Source organism: Stappia sp. BW2, from assembly GCF_008107695.1.
Lineage (GTDB): Bacteria > Pseudomonadota > Alphaproteobacteria > Rhizobiales > Stappiaceae > Roseibium.
The window spans coordinates 1,500,737-1,524,456 of sequence record NZ_VIRG01000070.1 but is presented as its reverse complement, the minus strand read 5'-3'; the positions used below and the strand labels follow the sequence as shown (position 1 = coordinate 1,524,456).

The window sequence follows — 23,720 nt, the reverse complement described above, 5'->3', positions numbered from 1 at the left end:
TTCCTGGATTGACCGACGGAATGAATTGAAACGACCGTCGTTCGGGAAGTGAAGATGTTTGATATTAGATGGATACGGGAAAACGCAGCCGCCTTTGACCAGGCCTTGGCGAAACGGGGTTACGAGGCCTCCGCGGCCAAACTGATCGCGCTGGACGATTCCCGACGTTCCCATATCACCAAGCTTCAGGAAGCCCAGGAACGGCGCAACGCCGCCTCCAAGGAAATCGGCAAGGCCAAGGGCTCGGGCGATGATGCCCGCGCTCAGGAGCTGATTGACGAGGTCGCGCAGATCAAAGCTTTCATTCAGTCGGGTGAGGAAGAAGAGCGCAAGCTCATCGCCGATCTGGAAGCAGCCATGGCTGTCATTCCCAATCTGCCGCATGATGATGTGCCGGTGGGTGCGGATGAAGCCGACAACGTGCTGTTGAAGACCCATGGTGAAAAGCCGGTGCTCACCTTCAATGAAGCGCCAAAAGAACATTACGAACTGGGCGAAGACCTGGGCGGTATGGACTTTGCCGCGGCAGCGAAGCTGTCCGGATCGCGTTTCGTGGTCCTCAAGGGTCAGATCGCCCGGCTGGAACGTGCGCTTGGCCAGTTCATGATTGACCTGCACACCCAGGAAAACGGCTACACCGAGGTTTCGCCGCCGCTTCTGGTTCATAGCGAACCGCTCTATGGCACCGGGCAGTTGCCGAAATTCGAGGAAGACCTCTTCAAGACCACAACGGATCACTACCTGATCCCGACCGCGGAAATTCCTCTGACCAATCTCGTTGCCGGCGAGATCCTGCCAGAAGATCAATTGCCGCTGCGCGTAACCGCGTTGACCTATTGTTTCCGCTCTGAGGCCGGTTCGGCAGGGCGTGACACGCGCGGGATGCTGCGCCAGCACCAGTTCCAGAAGTGCGAACTCGTTTCCGTGACCAAACCGGAAGAGTCGCTCAACGAACTGGAACGTATGCTGGGGTGCGCTGAGAAAGTTCTGCAGAAACTCGGCCTGCACTACCGTGTGATGACGCTGTCCACCGGCGATATGGGCTTTGGTGCGCGAAAGACCTACGACATCGAGGTCTGGCTACCGGGGCAGGATACCTATCGTGAAATTTCGTCCTGTTCCGTTTGTGGAGATTTTCAGGCGCGTCGCATGAACGCCAGGTTCCGCCCGGCAGATTCCAAGCAGCCGCTCTATGTGCACACGCTCAACGGATCCGGCATTGCGGTCGGTCGGGCTCTGATTGCCGTTCTGGAAAATTATCAGAATGGCGATGGGTCGATCACCGTTCCCGATGTTCTGCGGCCTTACATGGGCGGGTTGGAAAAAATCGGCTGACTTAAAAAGGCGGGAAGGGGCTCCAATTGGAAGTCCCCCGACCCATCAGCATCGGCGTTTGGATACGACATTTCGCCGATCGATTTAATAGGTATGGACGGCAACCGAGCAAGATTGCCGTCCATCTTCATTTCGGGCGGCTCTTCCGTTCTTGTGACGGGAGGCCTCGTGGGAAAACGGAGCAGTATCTAGATGCGTATCCTCATCACCAATGACGACGGCATTCAGTCAGCGGGATTGACCGTTCTGGAAAACATTGCCAGGACACTGTCTGACGACGTCTGGGTCATCGCTCCCGAGACTGACCAGAGCGGTGTCGCCCATTCCTTGACGCTCAGCGACCCCTTACGTCTTCGCAAGATAGATGATCGGCACTTTGCCCTTAAAGGAACGCCGACTGACTGTGTGATCATGGGAGTGCGCAAGGTGCTGCCAGCTCTACCGGACCTCGTGCTGTCCGGCATCAACCGCGGCCAGAACCTCGCAGAGGATGTGACATATTCGGGAACCGTGGCAGGTGCCATGGAAGCTGCCATTCTCGGCATCAGATCCATTGCCGTTTCCCAGGCCTACAATTGGGATGTGCGTGCAGAGCCGGACTATTCCACCGCCGAAACGCTGGCTCCGGATCTCTTCCGAAAATTGATCGATTTCAAGCTTCCGCAATACACGCTTCTAAACGTCAACTTCCCGGCCTGCGCTGCAGAGAATGTGAAGGGCGTGAAAGTGACCGTCCAGGGCCATCATGAACAAAGTGGTTTGTCCATCGACGAGCGACAGGATGGGCGCGGCTATCCTTATTACTGGCTGCGTTTTCAGGATCGCGGCAAATCCGTGCTTGATAATTCCGATTTGCATGCGATTGCGGATGGATATGTTTCCGTTTCGCCGCTACGCATAGATCTAACAGCCCACGATCTGGTGACTCACCTGGCGGAGGCGTTGGGTTAAACCCTGGGGGAACGGTTTATGGCCGGTCATTTGTCCGGCAAGGACAAAAGGGCGACAGCGTCCGCATTGCCGGATGAGGCGGAAGCCCGCGCATCGTTGGTTCTGGCCTTGCGACAACGCGGTGTCGGGGCAAGGGACGTCCTGGCGGCCATAGAACGCGTGCCCCGGCGGCTTTTTCTGTCGGCTCGCCATCACAGCCTTGCTTATGAAGACGCGATGCTGCCAATAGAATGCGGGCAGATTGTTTCAGCCCCTTCCGTTGTTGCCTACACGGTGCAAGCACTCGCCATCACGAACAGTCAGGCCATTCTGGAAATCGGGACGGGCTCCGGTTATCAGGCCGCCGTTCTTTCCCATCTCGCTGCCCATGTCGAAACGCTGGACAGATTCGCGACCTTGACCGACTTGGCGACCCGCAGGTTCGAAGCCTTGAAACTGACAAACGTGAAGGCTCGTCAGGCGGACGGTTTGAGCGAATTTCGTCAGAAGGCACCTTACGACAGGATTGTCGTCAATGCAGCGGTGGAAGAAGTTCCGGATGCCTGGCTGCAGCAGTTGAATCCGGGAGGCATTCTGGTGGCTCCGGTTGGCAAAGCCAAGCAGCCGCAGGCACTCATTAAATTCCAGAAGACCGAGAGTGTCGTGACAGCGGAAACGCTGATGATGGTGCGGACGGTCATGTTGCAGCCGGGAATCGCCAAGAAGCTGTAAATCGAGGTTTCTGACCGATTCTTAGCGATTTTCATGCAGAGCGCCTGCTCGTCCATTTTCCTGATTAAATTTACTATAAGTGGCGTGATTGCTGGCTTTCTGGCTTGCTTTAATACTGAGAAATCTCGGTTTTTCACCATAAGTCGAAGCGGTCTTTAGCCTTTATAAACCTTACTGGCGTCTACTCTTAACCATAACAGCCATAGTTAGCGGTTAGAGTTAAGGCGATGATGAAGCGGATGCGTACCCTCCGCAGGGATCTGATGGGCAAGGTGGCGACAGTGTCGCTGGTTGCAGTTGCTCTCGCAGGATGTTCCGGCGCGGTCGAGCGATTTGGTGAACCACCCTATTATACGGGCAACACCCAGAATCAGCGGGATATTCTCAACGGCGGCCAGAAGCAGCCGTCCTATCAGGACATCGTGAATGGCCCGGGTGGGACCTCTGCGGGGCTTCCGCAGGGGACGTCCCAGCCAGTGACGACCGGGTCCATTCCAAGTAGAGCGTCGCAGGTTCAGTCCGCGCCGTTGCCGTCGCCCGTGACGACAGCGCAGCGCGCCGCACCTGCCCGGACCGCTCCTGTGGAGACGCTGGCAACTCCAGAAATTGTGACCGCTTCAAGCGGCGCAAAAAGCTGGAAGGGGTGGACGTCTGCTGGTGGAACAAGTGTTCAAATGCGCCAGGGCGACTCCCTAAATTCCATGGCACGACGGTATGGTGTTCCGATCCAGGCTATCGTCGCGGTCAATGGCATTAAAGATCCGGCACAGGTACAGCCGGGTCAGAGCGTTATCATCCCGACTTACGTATATGCCGAACGCAACGGCTCAACGAGCACGACCGATGGCGAAAACCGCAAGGTGAAGCTGCCCAAGGTTGGGCGTAACGATAACGTTGTTACGGGGACGGTGCCGACGTCAGTCGGAAACATTCAGCGGCCCAGTGGGAAAAACGGTCAGCAGCCGACCTTTGCCGACATACGTCAAGGCAACGTCGACATTGTTCACGTGAGCGCCTTGCCGAAACGCAAGCCGGGCGGCTCCGATCAATCTCTGACCACCGCTTCCATTTCCTCCGGCGCATCTTCCGGCGTTCCGACACCGCGCCGTCAACCGGCTACACATTCCTCCGGTGCAAAGGCCGTTGCTGCTGCCCCTTCCGGAACGGTTGAGAAAACCAAACTGCCGCAGCCGGCCCTTACCCAGGAAGCCAAGCCGACCAAACCGATCAAGACACCAACTGTCGTTGCCAAGGTTCAGGACGATGATGGTGTCGATGCCAAGTTCCGTTGGCCAGTTCGCGGCCGCATCATCTCCGACTTCGGCGCCAAGCCGGGTGGCGGCAAGAACGAAGGCGTAAACCTTGCTGTTCCGGAAGGAACGCCTGTGCACGCTGCCGACGACGGATCCGTGATCTATTCGGGTAATGAATTGAAGGGGTACGGCAATCTGATCCTCGTTCGTCACAATGACGGATGGGTCTCTGCCTACGCGCATAACAGTGAGCTGAAGGTCAAGCGGGGCGATACCATCCGCCGTGGCGACGTGGTTGCGCTCGCCGGTGCGAGTGGATCGGTCAACCAGCCGCAGCTCCATTTCGAACTGCGTCAGGGCAACAAGCCGGTCGATCCGCTGAAATACCTGCCGCGACGCTGACGCTTGCCAAAGTCACATCCGGCCGGACCATCGTTCCCGCCGGGTGAGACACAAGTTCAGCGACATAAGAGACCTGAGTGTCTTTCAATAAGCCCGGCCTTTGTGCCGGGCTTTGCTGTTTCAGGAAATCGTCTTGCCAAGACGCCCTGCAATATCCTGGATGAACTGGAAGGCGACACGACCGGACCTGCTTCCACGCGTCGTTGCCCATTCAAGAGCCTTTGCCCGCAGCTCTTCAGCTTCGATTTCCAGGTCAAAGTGTGCGGCATAGCCACGCACCATATCCAGGTAATCGTCCTGGCTGCACTTGTGGAAGCCCAGCCAGAGGCCAAACCGGTCTGACAGAGAGACCTTTTCTTCAACGGCTTCGGCAGGGTTGATTGCTGTTGAGCGTTCGTTCTCGATCATGTCCCTGGGCAGGAGATGACGCCGGTTCGAGGTGGCATAGAAGATGACGTTGTCGGGCCGACCCTCGATTCCTCCCTCAAGCACCGCTTTGAGTGATTTGTAGGAAGTATCGTCATTGTCGAAACTCAGATCGTCGCAAAAGATGATGAACCGGCAGGAGGTATCCCTGATGAGGTTCATGAGTTTGGGCAGGGATTCAATGTCTTCGCGATGAATTTCGATAAGTTTCAGGCCATCGGATGCCTTCTCCCTGGCGATTGCCGCATGGGCTGCCTTGACGAGCGAGGACTTGCCCATGCCTCTGGCACCCCAAAGCAAAGCGTTGTTGGCAGGAAGGCCTTTCGCAAAACGGCGGGTATTGTCGAGCAGAAGGTCGCGGACATGAGAAACCGCACATAGAAGTGTGATGTCGACGCGGTTGACCTTTTTAACCGGAACCAGTTCTCCCGGATCCGGCGACCAGATGAAAGCATCAGCAGCTGAAAAATCAGGTTTGCCAGGAAGGGCCGGCACCGCACGAGCAATCAGGTCGATCAGGGAATCGAGTTTGGCATTTAATGCCGTGAGGTCGTTTTCATCGTTCATTCTTCTTGCAAGCCCTGTCAAAAAGGCCCATGTGAGGCCCTGAATTAAGTGGTGGCAGGATTAACACGGTGCGGGAAACGCGAAAACGTCAGTTATTCCCATACCGGTACGCTGGAAACTGCTTGCAAAGCTTGAAATGAGGCGCGCCACAGTTATAGTCCGCGCCACCAGAATGAGAGCGTTTTTGCCGATGTCCCGCCAGTAGGGGCGTTGGTCATCAAAAACGCCACTTAGGAGAAGTGAATGTTTATAACCCCAGCCTATGCGCAGGGAGCCGGTGCGGCAGGCGCTTCCGGATTCTTGATCCAGATTCTGCCTTTCGTGGCGATCTTTGCAATCATGTACTTCCTGATCATCCGCCCGCAGCGCCAGCGCATGAAGAAGCATCAGGAAATGGTTGCCAACCTTCGTCGTGGCGACACCGTCGTGACCACCGGTGGCCTGATCGGTAAGGTTTCCAAAGTCGTAGACGACGGTGAAGTGCAGGTGGAACTGTCAGAGGGCGTCAAGGTTCGCCTGGTCCGCTCCATGGTGCAGGAAGTGCGTTCCAAAACCGAACCGGCCAAGGACAACGCGTAACGCGATCCCCGCTGCTTCGATGATATCGCCGGGCCGGTTTCAGATCGGCCTGGCTGCATTTAAGGCTTGACCATGCTCTATTTCGCACGCTGGAAAATCGCGCTTATCGTGCTTGTGGTTGCCGCTGGCATCCTGACCACGCTGCCGAATTTCTTCTCCCAAAAACAACTTGAAAGCTGGCCGGACTTCCTGCCGAAGAACCAGATGGTTCTGGGGCTCGACCTTCAGGGCGGTGCTTATCTGCTCTATGAAATCGACAAGCAGGACTACATCCAGAAGCGCATGAAAGCGCTTGTCGGTGACATCCGGTCGACCCTGCGCGAAGATCCGCGCATCGGGTATACAGGGCTTGGAGTTCAGGGAGACACGGCTCAGGTCCGCATTCGCGATTTGACCCGGCTGGCGGATGCGCAGGAGCGTTTGCAGCCTCTCGTCAACCCGCTGGTGTCCAGCGTCTTTGGCGGGCAGGCGGTCAATGAATTCGACATGACCGCCTCGGAAGACGGACTGATCCGTTTTTCCTATTCCGAGCAGGGCCTCGAAGATCGCATGACGAACATCGTTCAGCAGTCGATCGAGGTTATCCGGCGACGTGTTGATGAAATCGGCACCACCGAGCCCAGCATTCAGCGGCAGGGAACCGATCGGATCCTTGTTGAGGCACCGGGTGAAGACGATCCGGAACGCCTGAAGGCTCTCGTTGGTCAAACCGCACAGCTCACGTTCCACATGGTCGACACATCCATGTCCGGCGAACAGGCACTTCAGAGCCGTCCGCCTGCAGGTACGGTTGTCATGATGTCGGTGGACGATCCCCCCATTCCATATCTTCTTGAGGAAGCTCCGCTTTTGTCTGGGGAGGATCTTGTCGATGCGCAGGTCAGCTTCGATTCCCGAAACAACGAACCGGTGGTGAACTTCCGCTTCAATCAGTCCGGTGCACGCAAGTTCGCCCAGATTACGCAGCAGAACGTCAACCGTCCGTTCGCGATCGTTCTCGACGATGAGGTGATTTCCGCGCCGGTCATTCGCGAACCCATCACCGGTGGGTCCGGTCAGATTTCCGGTAACTTCACGGTTGACGGTGCCAACGACCTTGCCGTGCTGCTGCGCGCAGGCGCGTTGCCGGCTAAGCTGACCGTCATTGAGGAACGTTCCATCGGTCCTGGCCTTGGTGCGGACTCCATTGAGGCGGGCAAGCTGGCGTCGATTATCGGTGGTGGTCTGGTCATCATCTTCATGATCCTGGCCTACGGCCGCTTCGGTATCATCGCTGACCTCGCCCTGTTAGTGAACGTCTTCCTGATCTTCGGGGCATTGACGCTGCTGCAGGCAACACTGACCTTGCCCGGAATCGCCGGTATCGTTCTGACGATCGGTATGGCGGTGGACGCGAACGTGCTGATCTTTGAGCGCATCCGCGAAGAAGCAAGGGCAGGGAGGTCTGTCATATCAGCCGTGGATGCCGGTTTCAGCCGCGCCCTCGGCACCATCCTGGATGCCAACATCACGACGTTGATCGCAGCCGTGATCCTGTTTCAGCTCGGCTCGGGCCCGGTCAAGGGCTTCGCCGTGACACTGGCCATCGGTATCTTCACCACAGTGTTTTCTGCTTTCACGTTCAGCCGGTTGCTGGTTGCCATTTGGCTCCGCCGCCGCCGTCCGTCGAAATTGCCGATTTGATCCGGGAGACTGACAAATGTTGCTGAGAATTGTTCCGGACAACACGAAAATCAAATTCATGTGGCTGCGGAAAGTCAGCTTTCCGCTGTCCATCATCCTGGTGATTGCCTCGTTTGCGGCGTTCTTCACAGTAGGGCTGAACTACGGCATCGACTTCAAGGGCGGTACAATCATCGAGATCAAGACCGATGGTCCAGCCGATATCGCCTCGATCCGTTCAGATCTGTCGTCTCTGAATCTGGGTGATGTTCAGGTGCAGGAATTTGGCGGGTCGGACGATATCCTGATCCGCATTGAAGAGCAGCCCGGTGGGGAGCTTGCGCAGCAGGCCGTCGTCGGCAAGGTGCGGACCATCTTCGAAGGCCAGAAAGTGGACTTCCGCCGGGTCGAGGTTGTCGGCCCGCGTGTCTCTGGCGAGCTTGCGCAGGCAGGTGCAATCGCGGTTGCGGCCTCTTTGCTCGCGATCCTGTTTTACATCTGGTTCCGGTTCGAGTGGCAATTTGCGGTTGGGGCTATCCTGACGACAGCAAACGACGTCGTCATTACAATTGGTTTGTTCGTGCTGCTGCAGCTCGATTTCTCGTTGTCCAGTATCGCTGCCGTGCTGACCATCATCGGTTATTCCCTCAACGATACCGTGGTCGTCTATGACCGGATTCGCGAAAACCTTCGCAAATACAAGAAACGGCCGCTGACGGAAGTGCTCGACATGTCGATCAACGAGACCCTGTCTCGTACGACCATGACCTCCCTCACGACGTTGCTGGCGCTTTTCGCGCTCTACATCTTCGGTGGTGAAGTCATCCAGTCGTTCACGCTGGCGATGATCTTCGGTATCGTCATCGGCACCTATTCGTCGATCTTCCTGGCTGCTCCGTTTCTGATCCTGTTCAATCTCCGTGCGGAGGCCATGTCGCCGAACGACGACGATGGTGAAAAGGATCCAAAAACCAAAGCGTCGGTTTAAGGACGGTACGATGGACATCCGCGATGCGCACTTTCCGGGCCGGGCGCCGCTTGAAGCCTATGGCAATGGCGGCTTCCGGTTTGCCGGTATGTCTCATCGCGGATCGTTGCTTTGTGTTCCGAGTGGCATTTACGGCTGGGACGTGCACGATACGTCTGCTTTTTCTCCTGAAGCCTTTCAGAAGGTTCTGGACGAACAGGAAGATATTGAAGTGCTTCTGGTTGGAACAGGCAAGGAACTCCAGCCCTTGCCGGCAGATCTGAAAAACCTGTTTCGCGAGGCGGACATCTTGTCCGACCCCATGTCGACCGGAGCGGCGATACGCACGTTCAACGTGCTTCTGTCAGACGACCGGGCAGTCGCTGCTGCACTTATTGCTGTCGACTGACGCTCTTCAAAGGCTATCGGCTCAATGACGACCGACTTTGATCATGCCGCCGATGTGGTTCGTCAATTCGACAAGGACCGCTATCTCAGCGCGTTGCTTGCACCTGAAGCGCATCGTGATGGTCTGATGGCGCTTTATGCTTACAGCGCCGAGATCGCCCGCATTCGCGAATTGGTGTCGGAGCCGCTTCCTGGCGAAGTGCGGCTGCAATGGTGGCGGGACTTGCTGGAAGGCACGGAACATGGAGCTGTTGCGTCCAATCCGGTTGCCAACGCGTTGCTTCAGACCATCGAAAGATACGCATTGCCAAAGGGCAGCCTTGTGGCCATGGCGGATGCGCGGGTCTTCGATCTCTACAACGACCAGATGCCAACCCTTAATGACCTTGAAGGATACGCCGGCGAGACCGTTTCCGGTCTGATCCAGCTAGCGTGCCTCGTCCTGAACAATGGCAAGGAATCAGGTACGGCGACAGCTGCCGGGCACGCGGGTGTAGCTTACGCTCTGACCGGGCTGATGCGCGCGCTTCCCTGGCACGCCTCCAGACAGCAAATGTATCTGCCAAAGGACGTTTGCGACCGGCATAATCTCAATACCGAAATTGTCTTTCGCGGCGAGACGACACCGGAACTCCGTGCGGTACTTGCCGAAATGCGCGGCCATGTTCGCCATCACCTCGGGCGCGTTCGTCAATCGGCCAAGGATGTTCCTGCCGCCTGCCAGTCAGCTTTTCTTCCGCTTGTTCTCGTGGAACCGTTCCTGAAGAAACTGGAAAAGGACAACCTGGATCCATTGAAGCAGGTGGCGGAGCTTTCTCAACTCAAGCGCCAGTGGATACTCTGGCGGGCCTCAGGAAATGTCCTGAAGGCCATCTGATCCGGTCGAAGCATTAAATGCGAACAGGCGCCTTCGCAAGAAAAGTGCCTGTCGTTGGAAGCTCAGAAGTTGACGCAGCCAGGTGCTGCCTGAAATCAACTCCCGACAACTTGTCTTATTCGGCCGCCTGTTTTACGAGGCCGAGCTTTGCCTGCCAATCGGCGAAATCCGCCTTTGCACGGTTGGTCATGGCCAATTTCTTGGCCCGTGTCTTGTCCTTGCCCTTCAATCGCTTGCCGTTCTCGTCCTTGTTTGGCGCGTCCACTTCGGGAAACAGCCCGAAATTGACGTTCATTGGCTGGAAGGATCCCGGTTTGCCGGCACCGTCGTTCCGTGTGATGTGCCCACCGGTTATGTGGCCGAGCAGTGCGCCCATGGCAGTTGTCGCCGGTGGTTGGACGATATCCTGACCACGGGCTTCAAGGACGGCGAAAAGACCGGCAAGGCAGCCGACACTTGCCGACTCCACATACCCTTCACAGCCGGTAATCTGACCAGCAAACCGTAGCCGGGGATCGGCTTTCAACCGAAGCGTTCCGTCGAGGACCTTCGGCGAGTTCAGGAACGTATTGCGGTGAAGTCCGCCAAGGCGGGCAAATTGCGCACTTTCAAGGCCTGGAATCATGCGGAAGATATCAGCCTGGGCGCCATATTTGAGTTTCGTCTGGAACCCGACCATGTTGTAGAGCGTACCCAGTGCATTGTCCTGGCGCAGCTGTACAACGGCGTAGGCTTTTACATCCGGGTTATGGGCATTGGTGAGGCCCATGGGCTTCATCGGTCCATGACGCAGCGTTTCCCGACCGCGCGCGGCCATGACTTCAATCGGCAGGCAGCCGTCGAAATAGGGCGTATTCTCTTCCCATTCCTTGAAGTCGGCAGTTTCGCCAGCAAGAAGCGCATCGATAAAGGTTTCGTATTGAACTTTGTCCAGCGGGCAGTTCAGATAGTCCTTGCCGTTACCTCCGGGGCCAACCTTGTCGTAGCGGGATTGGAACCAGGCCTTGGAAAGGTCAACGCTTTCGAAATGGACGATCGGGGCAATGGCATCGAAGAACGCGAGAGCATCTTCCCCGCTTTTCTCCAGAATGGCCTTCGAGAGGGCCGGTGATGTCAGCGGACCCGTTGCAATGACCACTTTGTCCCAGTCTTCAGGCGGTAACCCGGCAATTTCCTCGCGGGAAATCGTCACATTCGGATGATTTTCAAGAGCCGACGTAACGGCGTTCGAAAAGCCGTCCCGATCTACCGCAAGCGCGCTGCCTGCAGGCACTTGATGGGCATCCGCACAGGACATGACCAGGGAGCCGAGCTGGCGCAGTTCGTGATGTATCAAGCCGACTGCGTTTTGCTCCGAATCGTCCGAACGGAAGGAATTGGAGCAGACAAGTTCTGCAAGACCATCAGTCTGATGGGCATCCGTTTTACGGACTGGGCGCATTTCGTGAAGAACGACCGGCAACCCGGCTTGTGCAATCTGCCATGCGGCCTCTGAACCGGCAAGGCCGCCGCCTATGATATGGATGGGGGTCATTTTGTGTCCCTGGGACTGATCCGGCCGCCTGTCGTCGCCGTCATACGGCACGGCGCACCCGGACAATTGCTTTGCCGTCCTGATTACAGGCAAAGTCGGGCTTCCGCAATCTCCGCAAGGCCATCGCCTCTTGATGTCACGACGGGCTCTTGCGAATGCGCTGCTGAAAAGCAAAAAAAAACGCCTGCCGGTGGGAGGAGGTACCGGCAGGCGCTTTTGAAGTTCCACACACGAGGTGTGGAGATGCGGTCATCAGATTGGGAGGAGGATACCTTCTGACCGCGAAACTTTTTACTTTGCGGACATGCGCGCGTAGCGAGCGATGTCGGAGCGGGCAATGCCCAGGTCGTCCAGTTCGCGGTTGGACAGGTTGGACAGCTCGTCATAGGTCTGACGGAAGCGTTTCCAGTTATTGTATTTGCGAACAACAGTATCGATCATGGTTTAGGCCTTTCGCTATCTCATGGCCATGGCACCGCGGATCGGCGTCTGGCCCGTTCATCTCTTACAGGCCGGAAGATAGGAGCTTTGTGCAGTGCGAGGTAGATCTAAAATCGCGAAGCAGATATGCAGAAAACGCAGATTAATAGAGTCTTAAAAGGGTTGAAGTGGCAGTTAGCTGCGCCCCTGTCGCATACCTGTCATGTTTTTCGTGTTCGCACATGCGAGAAGGAAGGGGGGGTAACCCATGGCATTCCGGCGGGCAGGCACGTGGTGCGGAAGCACAAAAGGCCAGTCCTGACTTTCGAAAGCAAAATACTGTTTGTAAGGGGACATCACTCATCTACGCTTGCCGAATTGCGGCATCTGCGGCGATGAAAGTCTCCGGGTCGTGACAGGCATATCCTGCGAAATGATCGAATCGGATCATTTCGAAGTCGTCACGGGCAACCACACACCTTGCATGCAGCACAGTCGGGAGCGTGAATCCGTTTTTCCACAGGCTGCTTCAAATGATCTGATGCGTGTTTCCTTTCTCGTTGGTCCTGCAGTCATCTGTCAAAGCAGATCAACGCGACTCAACGAGGCAGCGCCACCTGGTTCCAATCCAAGATGGGCATAAGGTGACAAGCTGAAGCTGAACGATCGGGAACTGTCGTTTTTGAAGAATGCCGACTTGCCGAATGATGTGAGGCAGAATCGCTACGCCAGAAAAACGAACGCCCGCCAGCGGGAGGAGGTGCTGGCGGGCGACGTTTCGACGTGACAGGGCTGGGAGGAGGATGCCCTGCGTGTCACACGTCCGTTGGCTGGGAGGAGGATGCCTCGGGACGCGATCTCTTTATTTCATTCAGCCAATCTGACGGCGGGCGACAAACTTAATGTCGCTGCGGCAGATGCCGAGGTCGGCAAGCTCACGGGCCGAAAGGCGGGACAACTCGTCAACCGCACGGCGGTAGCTTACCCAGTTGCTGTACTTTTGGCGCACGGTGTCAAACATCTTCTTATTCCTTATTTATCGAAACGCGTGTGCGTTCCGCGCCGTTGTTGAAACATTATATATTTCACCACGCGAAATAAAAGAAGTGCCATCTCTGCATGTCTGACATGCGTTTGGTGCAATGCAGCAAAGTCTGAGCAGCGTGAGCCATGCCGATTCGGATAACATTCAGAACAACAAACGGAAAAGGCCTGTGTGCGGCGCACACAGGCCCATCGTCGCGTAACTAAAGAATGGTTAAGGCTTATTCAGCCGCGTCGTGAGCCCTTTGTGGCCGTCGCTGGAGCAGTTCCTGCAGAAATTGACCCGTGTAGCTTTCGGTCACTTCGGCAACGTCTTCCGGTCGTCCGGTCGCGACAACCGTACCGCCGCCGTCACCACCTTCCGGCCCAAGGTCGATAATCCAGTCGGCCGTCTTGATGACTTCCAGATTGTGCTCGATCACCAGCACCGTGTTTCCCTGATCAACAAGCTCATGCAACACTTCCAGCAGTTTGGCGACATCATGGAAGTGAAGGCCCGTTGTCGGCTCGTCCAGAATGTACAGCGTACGTCCTGTCGAACGTTTTGAAAGTTCCTTGGCGAGCTTTACCCGTTGCGCTTCACCACCCGAAAGCGTCGTTGCCTGCTGGCCGACCTTGATGTAGCCCAGACCGACACGTGCTAGGGTCTCCATCTTGTCGCGCACTGACGGAACTGCGGAAAAGAAGACGGCCGCTTCATCTACGGTCATGTCGAGAACGTCGGCAATCGACTTGCCCTTGAACTCCACCTCGAGCGTTTCCCGATTGTAGCGTTTGCCTTTGCACACGTCACAGGTGACGTAGACATCCGGCAGGAAGTGCATCTCGATCTTGATAACGCCGTCGCCCTGACAGGCTTCGCAGCGACCGCCCTTCACGTTGAAGGAGAAACGGCCGGGCTGATAACCTCTGGCCTTCGCCTCCGGCATGCCGGCAAACCATTCACGGATTGGGGTAAAGGCGCCTGTGTAGGTCGCAGGGTTGGACCGGGGCGTCCGCCCGATGGGTGACTGGTCGATGTCGATGACCTTGTCGAGAACCTCCAGCCCTTCGATGCGATCATGCGGGGCAGGGTTGTCCCGTGCACCGTTGAGGCGGCGGGCAGCCGCCTTATAGAGTGTATCGATCAGGAACGTGGACTTGCCGCCACCGGAGACGCCGGTAACACAGGTGAAGGTGCCCAGCGGCACGTCGACATCAATATCCTTGAGGTTGTTTCCGCGGGCACCGCGAACGGAAATCTTCCGCTTCTTGTTGATTTTCCGGCGCTCTTCATTGCACGAAACCATCTTTGCTCCCGACAGATACTGGCCTGTCAGCGAGTTCGGATTGGCCATGATTTCGGAAGGTGTGCCCTTGGCGACGATCTCTCCGCCATGGACACCGGCACCCGGTCCCACATCAACCACGTAATCGGCCGTGATAACCGCATCCTCATCATGTTCAACGACAATCACCGTGTTGCCGAGATCGCGCAGATGCTTGAGCGTTTCCAGAAGGCGGGCATTGTCGCGTTGATGAAGGCCGATGGAGGGTTCATCCAGCACATAAAGAACACCTGTCAGCCCAGACCCGATCTGCGATGCGAGGCGGATACGTTGGCTCTCACCGCCTGAAAGTGTTCCCGAAGACCGGGACAGCGTCAGATACTCGAGCCCGACATCGTTCAGGAACTTCAGTCTCTCCCGAATTTCCTTCAGAATGCGGCCGGCGATCTCTGTCTGTTTGTCGTTCAGCTGCGCCGGAAGAGCTTCAAACCATTTGCTGGCATCACGAATGGAATGTTCCGTGATCTGACCGATATGCTTGCCGGCAATCTTTACGGCGAGTGCTTCGGGCTTCAGGCGAAAACCGTTGCAGGCCGGGCAGGCGTGATCCGACTGGAACCTGGAGAGCTCTTCGCGAACCCAGGTGGATTCCGTCTCGCGCCATCGCCTTTCGATATTGCCGATGACACCTTCGAAGGTCTTTTCGGTCCGGTAGCTGCGGACACCATCGTCGTAAACGAACTCGATCTTCGCATTGCCGGTGCCGTGCAGGATCGCTTCGCGAACCTCAGACGGAAGATCTTTCCAGGGTGTCGCCATGGACACTTTGAAGTGACTGCAAAGCGCTTCAAGCGTCTGCGCATAATAAGGAGACGTTGACCCGGTCTTGGCCCAGGGCAGCACAGCACCTTCGCGCAAGGACAGTGAGTGGTCAGGCACCACCAGATCATCCTCGAACGCGAGCGTCGTGCCCAGACCGTCGCACGTGGGGCAGGCGCCGAAAGGATTGTTGAACGAGAACAGGCGTGGCTCGATTTCGGAAATTGTGAAACCGGACACGGGGCAGGCGAATTTTTCGGAAAAGATCATCCGTTCCGGATTGCCGTTCTCATCGGTCTTGTCGGCAAATTCGGCGATGGCGATGCCATCTGCGAGTTTCAGCGCGGTTTCCAGAGAATCGGCAAGCCTGCCCGAAATATCGTCCCGAACGACAATTCGGTCCACGACAACATCAATATCGTGCTTGAACTTCTTGTCGAGGGCAGGGGCTTCTGAAATTTCGTGGAAAGTGCCGTCGATCTTGACCCGCTGGAAGCCCTTCTTCATCAGCTCGGCAAGTTCCTTGCGGTATTCTCCCTTGCGGCCGCGTACCATTGGAGCGAGCAGATAAAGGCGCGCGCCTTCTTCCAATTCCAGGACACGGTCGACCATCTGACTGACAGTCTGGCTTTCGATCGGCAGACCCGTCGCGGGCGAATAAGGTATGCCAACACGCGCAAACAAAAGGCGCATGTAGTCGTAGATCTCGGTAACCGTTCCAACCGTGGAACGCGGGTTACGAGACGTGGTCTTCTGTTCAATGGAAATTGCCGGTGACAGGCCATCGATCTGGTCGACATCCGGCTTCTGCATCATTTCCAGGAACTGACGAGCATAGGCCGAGAGGCTTTCCACGTACCGGCGCTGTCCTTCGGCATAGATGGTGTCGAAGGCCAGTGAAGACTTTCCGGATCCCGATAAGCCGGTCATCACAATCAGCTTGTCGCGAGGCAGGTCCAGGTCGACACCCTTGAGGTTATGTTCCCGCGCGCCACGAATGCTGATGACCCGGGTGGGGTCCGCCATCCAGGTTTCCTCCGACTGCGATCCCTTGGCTGTCTTCATCGTCGTTCTTCCTGACCGCACGCGGCGCCTGATGCCGTTTGATGCTGCGCGTGCGTTAGAGATGTTCCATTAAAGATAATGTCTGTTGCCCCGATATAGCAGTTTCGGGCGGAGCTTCCAGTGAGGCATATCCGATATCTTGGTCAAAGCCGTTTCAGTTTCGATGCCTGATTGAATCGCTTTTACAGAAATGATAAGAACAAAACAAGTACATTGACAGGCACCGCGTCAGGAAGCGGTTCTGAAAGGGAAGCCAAACCGGGGAAAAGCGTGTGTTCACGTCCGCCCAGACAGCCCGGAGGCGCCCGGAGTGACAACGGAGCAAATTGTAACGAACTGCAATTCATGGTGGTATCGTTCAGAGGTGCTCGAATTTTGGGCGCATGAAACAGGCCGCTGAGTGCATGCTGCCTTGTGGAAAATGGGTGAAGGCAGGCGAAAATAGCGGCGAAGCTGTTGGCGTACCGTTAGGGTTCTGGTTTCTAGCAGCGAAGCTTGCAGCGCGGGCTGATTGCCGGAACGTGCCGGAGAAGCACGTGGAAATCGGCAGTCACTTCAGCGAAAAACAAACAGGAGTGCAGTATGGCGGGCAGCGTCAACAAAGTAATTTTGGTCGGCAATTTGGGAGCAGACCCGGAAATCCGCCGCACGCAGGATGGCCGCCCGATCGCCAATCTCCGGATTGCGACGTCGGAAACCTGGCGTGATCGCAACACCGGTGAACGTCGTGAAAAAACGGAATGGCACCGTGTGGTGATCTTCAACGATGGCTTGTGCAAGGTCGCTGAGCAGTATCTGCGCAAAGGCTCGAAGGTCTATCTCGAAGGTCAGCTTCAGACGCGCAAATGGCAGGATCAGTCCGGTCAGGACCGGTACTCAACTGAAGTCGTGCTGCAGGGCTTCAACTCCAACCTGACCATGCTTGATGGCCGCGGCGAAGGCGGCGGTGCCTCCGGTGGTCTTCCCGATTACAGCAATGACTCTCAAGGTGGCAGCGGCGGCGGCTTTGGCGGTGGTGGTTCCGGTTCCGGCTCCGGCGGGAATTTTGGTGGCGGCTACGGCGGCGGTTCCAGCGGCGGTGGCGGTTATGGTGGCCCGTCCGGTGGCGGCAGTGGCCCGATGGACGACGAAATTCCGTTCTGATCCAGTCCGATTTCTCCATGTGCGGCCCTGACATTAGGGCCGCGCACCATGGAATGTTGATCAGCCACCTACGTCGGGATCGTAAGGTGTGCTTGGATCGTCAACACCGTCATAATATTCCTTCGCAGTACCCAGGCCGCAATGATAGACGGCCTCTTCGGCGCGCGTGTCGCCACCTGTGATCGGCGCACCGTTGTGATGTGCGAACTCGTGGATAATGGTCGCCAGCACCATCCACCTGCCCATACTGAAGGCTCTGTCGCCAACCGCGATCTCACCAGTGGCGGCATGTATTTCCCCGTGCAGCGGCGATATCGTCGGGCCGTAGTTCACCCAAATCGTGCTGTCGTTGATCATGTCCGTGAGGCTGCGCCCTTTGGGCAGCGTGCGGAAATAGGCATTACAGGAGGGATTGTTCTTGACCATTTTGAACAATTTGTTTCGAGCCCACTTCAGCTTTGAATACTGGGATGAATCGAAACGGCTGTATTTCCAGACGGGTGACGAATGATCACCGACATTGAATTGAAACGGCATGTTGCTCTCCGGCTTTTCTCACTTAATCGTGAAGCCGTGATACGTCTTTGAAGTGACGGGTGAAGTGACACCTGTCACTTTGAAACGCTTTTGGAAATTACAGCGTTACCGCATGAGGAGAGTTCGCGAAGGCCAATTCGGTCGCATCGGGTACGAGGCATAATCGTCACACTCGACGGATATCAAAACCTGTGCATGACGACGTCCCTTAACCATCTGATGAACCCTGTTATAGTATCAATCGGGTTACAGATGCGGTTCCAGGGAGTTGAAGGGTGCGCTCCGGTCACATTGAAGCTGCAATGTCCGCATAATGCGCATCGAACCGAAGTCGGGAGCGCTTATGACGGAACGCCGTCGGCCCTGACAGGGAATGAAAATACCTGGAAGACTTGGCAAGGCGTCGGGTTCTAACAGACTAAAAAAACGGGTTTAAACAATGCGAGCGAATGAAATGGCACTGGGCGAAGGTTCCAGGAAAAACCGGACACGCTCTGTGCTTGGCGCCTCCCTCAGGGCCGGCCTGATGGCGACGGTCCTTTTTTCCGGGGTTAATCTTGCGACCGTGGAAACAGCGTCTGCGCAAGGTCTGTTCCAGCGCCTGTTCAATCCTGAAGCGCACCGGCGCCAGCAGGAACGGGAACAGCAGCAGCAACAGAAGGACCTGCGCAAGAAGGCAGCCAAGGCCAGGGTCTCCGCGCCGCGGTACCTGAATTACACGCCCGATAAATGGAAAACGGTCTCTCTGGCCGAACTGTCAGAGATGAAGACGGCGGAAGTAAAGCCGACCGTGCAATCTGCTGACATTCCGGAAGCGCCGGCTGTCGAGAACGATAGCGTGCCTCAGGCTCCGGTCGTTTTGACAGCGTTCGATGCTGCGCGTCCGGCTTTGAAGGACATGTCTCTGACCGTCCTGCCGGAGGTTGGGGCTGCAGTCATATCTTTTTACCGCGAGCATCCTGATTTCGTGTGGGTCAAGGACGGCAAACCGACCGACAAGGCAATTGCCGTGCGCCGTGGCCTTGGCGACACTGCCAAATACGCGCTGAACCCGGATGACTACCTTGTTGATCTTCCCTCGACCGCTGGACTGGAAGGCGAGGCGCTCGATGCCGCGATGATGCGGTTCGAAATGGAGATGAGTGCAGCCGTTCTGACGTATGTTCTGGATTCCAGACGCGGTCGTGTCGATCCGAACCGGATCTCCGAGTATCACGACCTGCCTCGGCACGAAGTCGATCTCGTTGGCGCGTTGGAAGGTTTCAAGAATACATCGGACGTCGAGAAGGAATTGGCCGATGTTCAGCCGCAAAGTGATCACTTCCGCGAACTGACTGAAGAACTTGCCCTCTTGAGGGCGGAAAACGAAGACGCCGACCAGATTGTCATCGCACCTGGAACATTCCTCAAGGCAGGCAAGTCCAGCCCTGAAATGAAGAATATTGTTGCCGCGATCAACAAGAACGGCTCCGAAGAACTCAAGACGGCTCATGCCGAAACGCTGACCGCATACAACGGAGCTGAGCTTTATTCTCCGGAACTTGTGGACCTGGTGAAGGCCTTCCAGAAGGAAGCAAAGCTTACGCCGGATGGCATCATCGGCAAGAACACCATCAAAGCGATGGTGGGGGAAACCAACGCGGCGAAGATCGCAAAGGTCGAACTGGCAATGGAGCGCAGCCGCTGGCTGCCGGAGAACCTTGGCGAGCGCAAGGTCTTCATCAATCAGGCCGCCTTTACGGCAACCTATACGGCACCGGGTCAAGATCCGCTGAGCATGCGCGTGGTTGTCGGCAAGAAGTCCAATCAGACCAACTTCTTCTACGACAAGATCGAGACCGTTGAATACAATCCCTATTGGGGTGTGCCGTATTCGATCATCGTCAACGAAATGCTGCCGAAACTCGCCAAAGATCCCAGCTATCTGGACCGCGCCGGATATGAAGTCACAACGCCGGGCGGCCGCAAGGTTTCCTCGTCGGCCGTGGATTGGTATGCGGTGGCCTCCAAACAGCAGTCCATCAATGTGCGCCAGTACCCGGGCAGGTCAAACGCACTTGGGGAGGTCAAAATTCTCTTCCCCAACAAGCATCACATCTACATGCATGACACACCGTCGAAGAGCCTCTTCAAGAAGGACATGCGCGCCTTCAGCCACGGTTGTGTCCGCCTTCAGGACCCAAGGGCCATGGCTGCTGCCGTTCTCGGAAAGTCGAAGGATTATGTAAGCTCCCGTATTTCGAATGGCCAGAACGAACAGGAACAGGTGACCGGTGATATTCCGGTTTATGTGTCCTACTTCACAGCATGGCCACAACAGGACGGGACTATCGCGTTTTATACCGATGTTTATGACAGGGACATGCACCTGTTGAAGGCAATCGAGAAAACGGAAACAGCGCGCGAAAAACTCAGAGCCTCCTGAGCAGGAACTGACAAAAAAACCGCCGAAGGGAGACCTTCGGCGGTTTTTTGCGTTTATCGATTAAACGGCCCGTCTCAGGACGCGTCGCCCAGACATGCTTTCAAGGAGACTGCAAGCCCTTCGAGCATTTGCGGGTAAAGGTTCGGTCCGTTTTCAAGCCCTGTTCCCAGCGGATCGAGTGTGGCCGATTTTGCGTTGCTGCCTTCCATGACAACGGAAACCAGCTTGGCGTCGAATTGCGGTTCCTGAAAAACACAGCTGACATTGAGTTCGCTGATCTTGTTCTGAATTGCCTTGATCCGGTCCGCACTGGCCAAAGCCTCCGGAGAAACGGTAACCGAGCCGCTTGCCTCAATATCGTAATGATGTTCGAAGTGGTGGTAGGCATCGTGGAAAACGATGAACTTGCGATCCGCCAGGGGGGCGAGTTCAGCGGAAATCTCCTTGTCGAGGTCACCGATCCGATTGGCGAACGCTGCTGCATTCTTTTTGTAGGTATCGGCATTGGCAGGATCCCGTTCTGCAAGGGTATCTGCCATTATCTTAGCAATCTCGACGCCGTTTTCCGGGTTTAGCCAGATATGCGGGTCAACGGCTTCGTGCTCCGCGTGATGATGCTCTGCTTCGTGGTCATGATCATCGTGATCGGAAGCGCCATGGGCTTCGTCGTGGTCATGTTCATCGGCTGAATGATCATGGTCATGATCATGGTCGTGACCAGCATGTTCGTCTTCTTCGCCGCCCTCATCATGATGGTGATCATGAGCGTCGAAGGTAGCGCCTTCCCGGACGTCGAGTTGATGGATTTCCGGGGCCTCGATCAGCTCGACAGTCACGGCATTCTTTGCCATGTTTTCAATCGGCTTCTTGAGGGAAGGGGCCAACTCCGGCCCGACCCAGAACACAACATCGGCACCCTGAAGCAAAGAAGCCTGTGACGGTTTCAACGCATACCCGTGCGGGGAAGATGCTCCGTCGATAAGGACCTGCGGAGTGCCGACACCTTCCATCACGGCCGAGGCAATGGAATGGAGCGGTTTGATGGAGGTGACAACCTCCGGGACTTCAGCATGCGCGAACACTGTCAGGCTCAAAAGCGCAGCTGTGGTTGGAGCCACTAGACGGAGCGAGCGGGTAGCGCCGTTTTGGATGGCGGGAAAGGAGAGGGGCATCAGGTATTACCTTTAGAAAGATGTAATCTTATTACGTGTTATTTTATAACGTTCAGGATTTTGTTTTTCAAGTCCACGTGTGCCGGTTTGTTTGCGGGAGTGTTTGCGAACGTCTTGGTTTGCCGGAAACCAACGGGTAAACCTGCAAAAATGCCGATGGATCAAAAGCTTCATGCACTCTGGCAAAGAAACTCTGGCGCGCAGTTTTCTACAGCCATTTCCGCCCAAAGCTGCACAACTGATCATGACAATCCCCTGACCGCATAAGCGGTGCATTCGGTAGAGGCGTTCGGTCCGGTAGCGACATTGATGCCCTACGACGAGTTGGAAGAATCTGTTGAACTAACCCACAGAGGCGAGGGGGCTCTGGTCGCGTTTCTTTTCACGAACGATCCGTCCGTCGCCGAAGAAGGACCGGTTCTGGCGAACTACGGCGTCGACAACCTGCGCTTCATGACGCCCGTCAATGCGGGCGATGCACTCAAGGTGCAACAGACCGAAAAGGAAATCTCGCCAAGAACTTCAGCCAGCTACGCGAAGTCCGGTGGGAGTGTCTTGTGACCAATCAAAAGGGCGAGTCGGTCGGCCAGTATACCGTTCTGACACTTGTCGCTAAGGAATAGCCGGTATCTGCCTAAGGCTCCTGCATCTTCAAACGAAAAGGCCACCTGATCGGGTGGCCTTTTTCTTTGTCGAAAGCGTTTGGCAAAGTTGCCGCCGTTTCTTCCTCGGTTCAATGATCCCAGCGCGTTTTGCCTGGCCGAGACAAGAGCGAGGGCTTTGTGCGTCCAGGAGAGCTGCCTCCCAACGGGAGGCTTACGCGTCTTCGTTACTTCTTGGAACGGTTATCGACCACCCGTTTTGCCTTTCCAGCAGAGCGTTCGACCGCGCCAGGTTCGGTGACGTTGATCTTTGCCGAAACGCCGACCACGCTCTTGATATGGTGTGAGAGTTCACGGCCGGAGGCCTGCCGTGCATCGCTCGCGGCCGCATTCGGCAGGGCTTCCACATGCACTGTCATGACGTCGAGACGGTCAGACCGGGACAGCTCGATCTGGAAATGCGGAGACAGCCCTTTACATTTCAGGATCTGTTCCTCGATCTGGGTCGGGAACACATTGACACCGCGCAGAATGATCATGTCGTCGGAGCGACCCGTAATTTTTTCCATCCGCCGCATGGACCGGGCCGTCCCAGGCAAGAGCCGGGTCAGGTCGCGGGTGCGATAGCGAACCATCGGCAAGCCTTCCTTGGTGAGGGTGGTAAACACCAGCTCACCAATTTCGCCGTCCGGCAGAACGTCGCCAGTCACGGGGTCGACGATTTCAGGGTAGAAATGATCTTCCCAGATATGCAGGCCGTCCTTGGTCTCCACGCATTCGTTCGCGACACCTGGGCCGAGCACTTCCGACAGGCCGTAAATGTCGACGGCATGCATGTCGAACGCGTCTTCTATCTCCAGACGCATGGCATTGGTCCAGGGTTCGGCACCAAAGATCCCGGTGACCAGTGAGGTTTCACGCGGATCGATACCCTGTTTTCGGAACTCGTCCAGAATAGACAGGAGGTACGATGGCGTTACCATGATGATGCGCGGTTTGAAGTCCTGTATCAGCGTCACCTGGCGTTCCGTCATGCCGCCCGAGACCGGAACAACAGTACAGCCGAGCTTTTCAGCGCCATAGTGGGCGCCGAGCCCACCGGTAAAGAGCCCGTAGCCGTAGGCAACGTGAATGATATCGCCAGGCCGTCCGCCGGATGCACGAATAGAGCGCGCGACAAGTCCGGCCCACATGTCGATGTCGTTGGCTGTGTAGCCGACCACCGTCGGTTTTCCCGTTGTTCCTGAAGAAGCATGCACACGTACGATCTTGTCGCGCGGGACAGCAAAGAGGCCGAAGGGATAATTGTCCCTGAGATCGCTCTTTGTCGTGAACGGAAATTTCGACAGGTCGGCGAGGGTTTTCAAGTCTGAAGGATGCACGCCTTTTTCATCGAAGCGTTTCCTGAAAAGCGGAACATTTTCGTAGGAATGATTGAGAGACCATTGCAGCCTTTGCAATTGCAGGGCCGACAATTCGTCCCGGCTTGCTCTTTCAATAGGCTCAAGATCTCCCGGTCGCGGAGCCAGATCTTCCATAGTTTCCTCCCTTTG

General features: G+C 56.3%; 19 protein-coding genes and 1 pseudogene. 12 read left to right on the top strand and 8 right to left on the bottom strand.

What is annotated here, in order from left to right; all coding sequences use genetic code 11:
- The first annotated feature begins 54 nt into the window (after nucleotides 1-54).
- The 4 genes from serS (at nucleotide 55) to FMN63_RS25955 (ending at nucleotide 4,652) form a co-directional block, all read left to right on the top strand.
- Nucleotides 55-1,335: a serine--tRNA ligase gene (gene serS / locus FMN63_RS25970; RefSeq protein ID WP_148586968.1), complete on the top strand. Its 1,281-nt coding sequence runs from the start codon at nucleotides 55-57 to the stop codon at nucleotides 1,333-1,335.
- 192 nt (nucleotides 1,336-1,527) lie between these two features.
- Nucleotides 1,528-2,286, top strand: a complete 759-nt coding sequence (gene surE, locus FMN63_RS25965) for a 5'/3'-nucleotidase SurE (protein ID WP_148586967.1) — start codon at nucleotides 1,528-1,530, stop codon at nucleotides 2,284-2,286.
- 18 nt (nucleotides 2,287-2,304) lie between these two features.
- A complete protein-coding gene (locus FMN63_RS25960; RefSeq protein ID WP_148586966.1) occupies nucleotides 2,305-2,997 on the top strand; it encodes a protein-L-isoaspartate(D-aspartate) O-methyltransferase in 693 nt (230 codons plus the stop codon).
- Between the two features lie 239 nt (nucleotides 2,998-3,236).
- Nucleotides 3,237-4,652, top strand: coding sequence for a peptidoglycan DD-metalloendopeptidase family protein (locus tag FMN63_RS25955; RefSeq protein WP_209001318.1), 1,416 nt, complete (start codon nucleotides 3,237-3,239; stop codon nucleotides 4,650-4,652).
- A gap of 120 nt (nucleotides 4,653-4,772) precedes the next feature.
- Here FMN63_RS25955 and FMN63_RS25950 read toward each other — a convergent pair whose 3' ends face one another.
- On the bottom strand, nucleotides 4,773-5,645 hold the full coding sequence (locus tag FMN63_RS25950) for an ATP-binding protein (RefSeq protein WP_148586965.1): 873 nt from the start codon (nucleotides 5,643-5,645) through the stop codon (nucleotides 4,773-4,775).
- Between the two features lie 243 nt (nucleotides 5,646-5,888).
- Here FMN63_RS25950 and yajC point away from each other — a divergent pair, with 243 nt between their 5' ends.
- From yajC to FMN63_RS25925, 5 genes are all read left to right on the top strand, one after another.
- The gene (gene yajC, locus FMN63_RS25945; RefSeq protein ID WP_148586964.1) at nucleotides 5,889-6,224 is read left to right on the top strand and encodes a preprotein translocase subunit YajC; all 336 of its coding nucleotides are present in this window, start codon (nucleotides 5,889-5,891) and stop codon (nucleotides 6,222-6,224) included.
- 72 nt (nucleotides 6,225-6,296) lie between these two features.
- Entirely contained in the window at nucleotides 6,297-7,907 is a 1,611-nt protein-coding gene (gene secD, locus FMN63_RS29950; protein ID WP_148586963.1) for a protein translocase subunit SecD, read from the top strand.
- A gap of 16 nt (nucleotides 7,908-7,923) precedes the next feature.
- Nucleotides 7,924-8,874 carry a protein translocase subunit SecF gene (secF, locus tag FMN63_RS29945; protein ID WP_148586962.1) on the top strand — a complete coding sequence of 317 codons (951 nt, stop codon included), beginning with the start codon at nucleotides 7,924-7,926 and terminating at the stop codon, nucleotides 8,872-8,874.
- 10 nt (nucleotides 8,875-8,884) lie between these two features.
- On the top strand, nucleotides 8,885-9,262 hold the full coding sequence (locus FMN63_RS25930) for an Mth938-like domain-containing protein (protein ID WP_148586961.1): 378 nt from the start codon (nucleotides 8,885-8,887) through the stop codon (nucleotides 9,260-9,262).
- Between the two features lie 24 nt (nucleotides 9,263-9,286).
- Complete coding sequence (locus tag FMN63_RS25925; RefSeq protein ID WP_148586960.1) at nucleotides 9,287-10,138, top strand: phytoene/squalene synthase family protein; 852 nt, start codon at nucleotides 9,287-9,289, stop codon at nucleotides 10,136-10,138.
- A gap of 115 nt (nucleotides 10,139-10,253) precedes the next feature.
- On the opposite strand, the gene trmFO is transcribed toward FMN63_RS25925, so the two are convergent.
- From trmFO to uvrA, 4 genes are all read right to left on the bottom strand, one after another.
- Entirely contained in the window at nucleotides 10,254-11,672 is a 1,419-nt protein-coding gene (gene trmFO, locus FMN63_RS25920) for a methylenetetrahydrofolate--tRNA-(uracil(54)-C(5))-methyltransferase (FADH(2)-oxidizing) TrmFO (RefSeq protein WP_148586959.1), read from the bottom strand.
- Nucleotides 11,673-11,963: 291 nt separating this feature from the next.
- Complete coding sequence (locus tag FMN63_RS25915; protein WP_148586958.1) at nucleotides 11,964-12,113, bottom strand: DUF1127 domain-containing protein; 150 nt, start codon at nucleotides 12,111-12,113, stop codon at nucleotides 11,964-11,966.
- 850 nt (nucleotides 12,114-12,963) lie between these two features.
- The gene (locus tag FMN63_RS25910) at nucleotides 12,964-13,113 is read right to left on the bottom strand and encodes a DUF1127 domain-containing protein (protein WP_006933294.1); all 150 of its coding nucleotides are present in this window, start codon (nucleotides 13,111-13,113) and stop codon (nucleotides 12,964-12,966) included.
- A gap of 244 nt (nucleotides 13,114-13,357) precedes the next feature.
- The gene (gene uvrA / locus FMN63_RS25905; RefSeq protein ID WP_148587364.1) at nucleotides 13,358-16,249 is read right to left on the bottom strand and encodes an excinuclease ABC subunit UvrA; all 2,892 of its coding nucleotides are present in this window, start codon (nucleotides 16,247-16,249) and stop codon (nucleotides 13,358-13,360) included.
- A 621-nt stretch (nucleotides 16,250-16,870) separates the two neighbouring features.
- On the opposite strand from uvrA, the gene FMN63_RS25900 reads away from it, so the two are divergent.
- Nucleotides 16,871-17,431 carry a single-stranded DNA-binding protein gene (locus FMN63_RS25900; protein ID WP_148586957.1) on the top strand — a complete coding sequence of 187 codons (561 nt, stop codon included), beginning with the start codon at nucleotides 16,871-16,873 and terminating at the stop codon, nucleotides 17,429-17,431.
- Between the two features lie 60 nt (nucleotides 17,432-17,491).
- Here FMN63_RS25900 and FMN63_RS25895 read toward each other — a convergent pair whose 3' ends face one another.
- Nucleotides 17,492-17,968, bottom strand: coding sequence for a hypothetical protein (locus FMN63_RS25895; RefSeq protein WP_148586956.1), 477 nt, complete (start codon nucleotides 17,966-17,968; stop codon nucleotides 17,492-17,494).
- A 439-nt stretch (nucleotides 17,969-18,407) separates the two neighbouring features.
- Here FMN63_RS25895 and FMN63_RS25890 point away from each other — a divergent pair, with 439 nt between their 5' ends.
- Entirely contained in the window at nucleotides 18,408-20,393 is a 1,986-nt protein-coding gene (locus FMN63_RS25890; protein WP_209001317.1) for a L,D-transpeptidase family protein, read from the top strand.
- 74 nt (nucleotides 20,394-20,467) lie between these two features.
- Here FMN63_RS25890 and FMN63_RS25885 read toward each other — a convergent pair whose 3' ends face one another.
- Nucleotides 20,468-21,565 (bottom strand): zinc ABC transporter substrate-binding protein, encoded by a 1,098-nt coding sequence (locus tag FMN63_RS25885; protein WP_148586955.1) that lies wholly within the window; start codon nucleotides 21,563-21,565, stop codon nucleotides 20,468-20,470.
- A gap of 267 nt (nucleotides 21,566-21,832) precedes the next feature.
- On the opposite strand from FMN63_RS25885, the pseudogene FMN63_RS25880 reads away from it, so the two are divergent.
- Nucleotides 21,833-22,188, top strand: a pseudogene (locus FMN63_RS25880) (hotdog family protein); the annotation flags it as partial.
- Nucleotides 22,189-22,394: 206 nt separating this feature from the next.
- Here FMN63_RS25880 and paaK read toward each other — a convergent pair.
- Nucleotides 22,395-23,705, bottom strand: a complete 1,311-nt coding sequence (gene paaK, locus FMN63_RS25875; protein ID WP_148586954.1) for a phenylacetate--CoA ligase PaaK — start codon at nucleotides 23,703-23,705, stop codon at nucleotides 22,395-22,397.
- Between the last annotated feature and the right edge of the window lie 15 nt (nucleotides 23,706-23,720).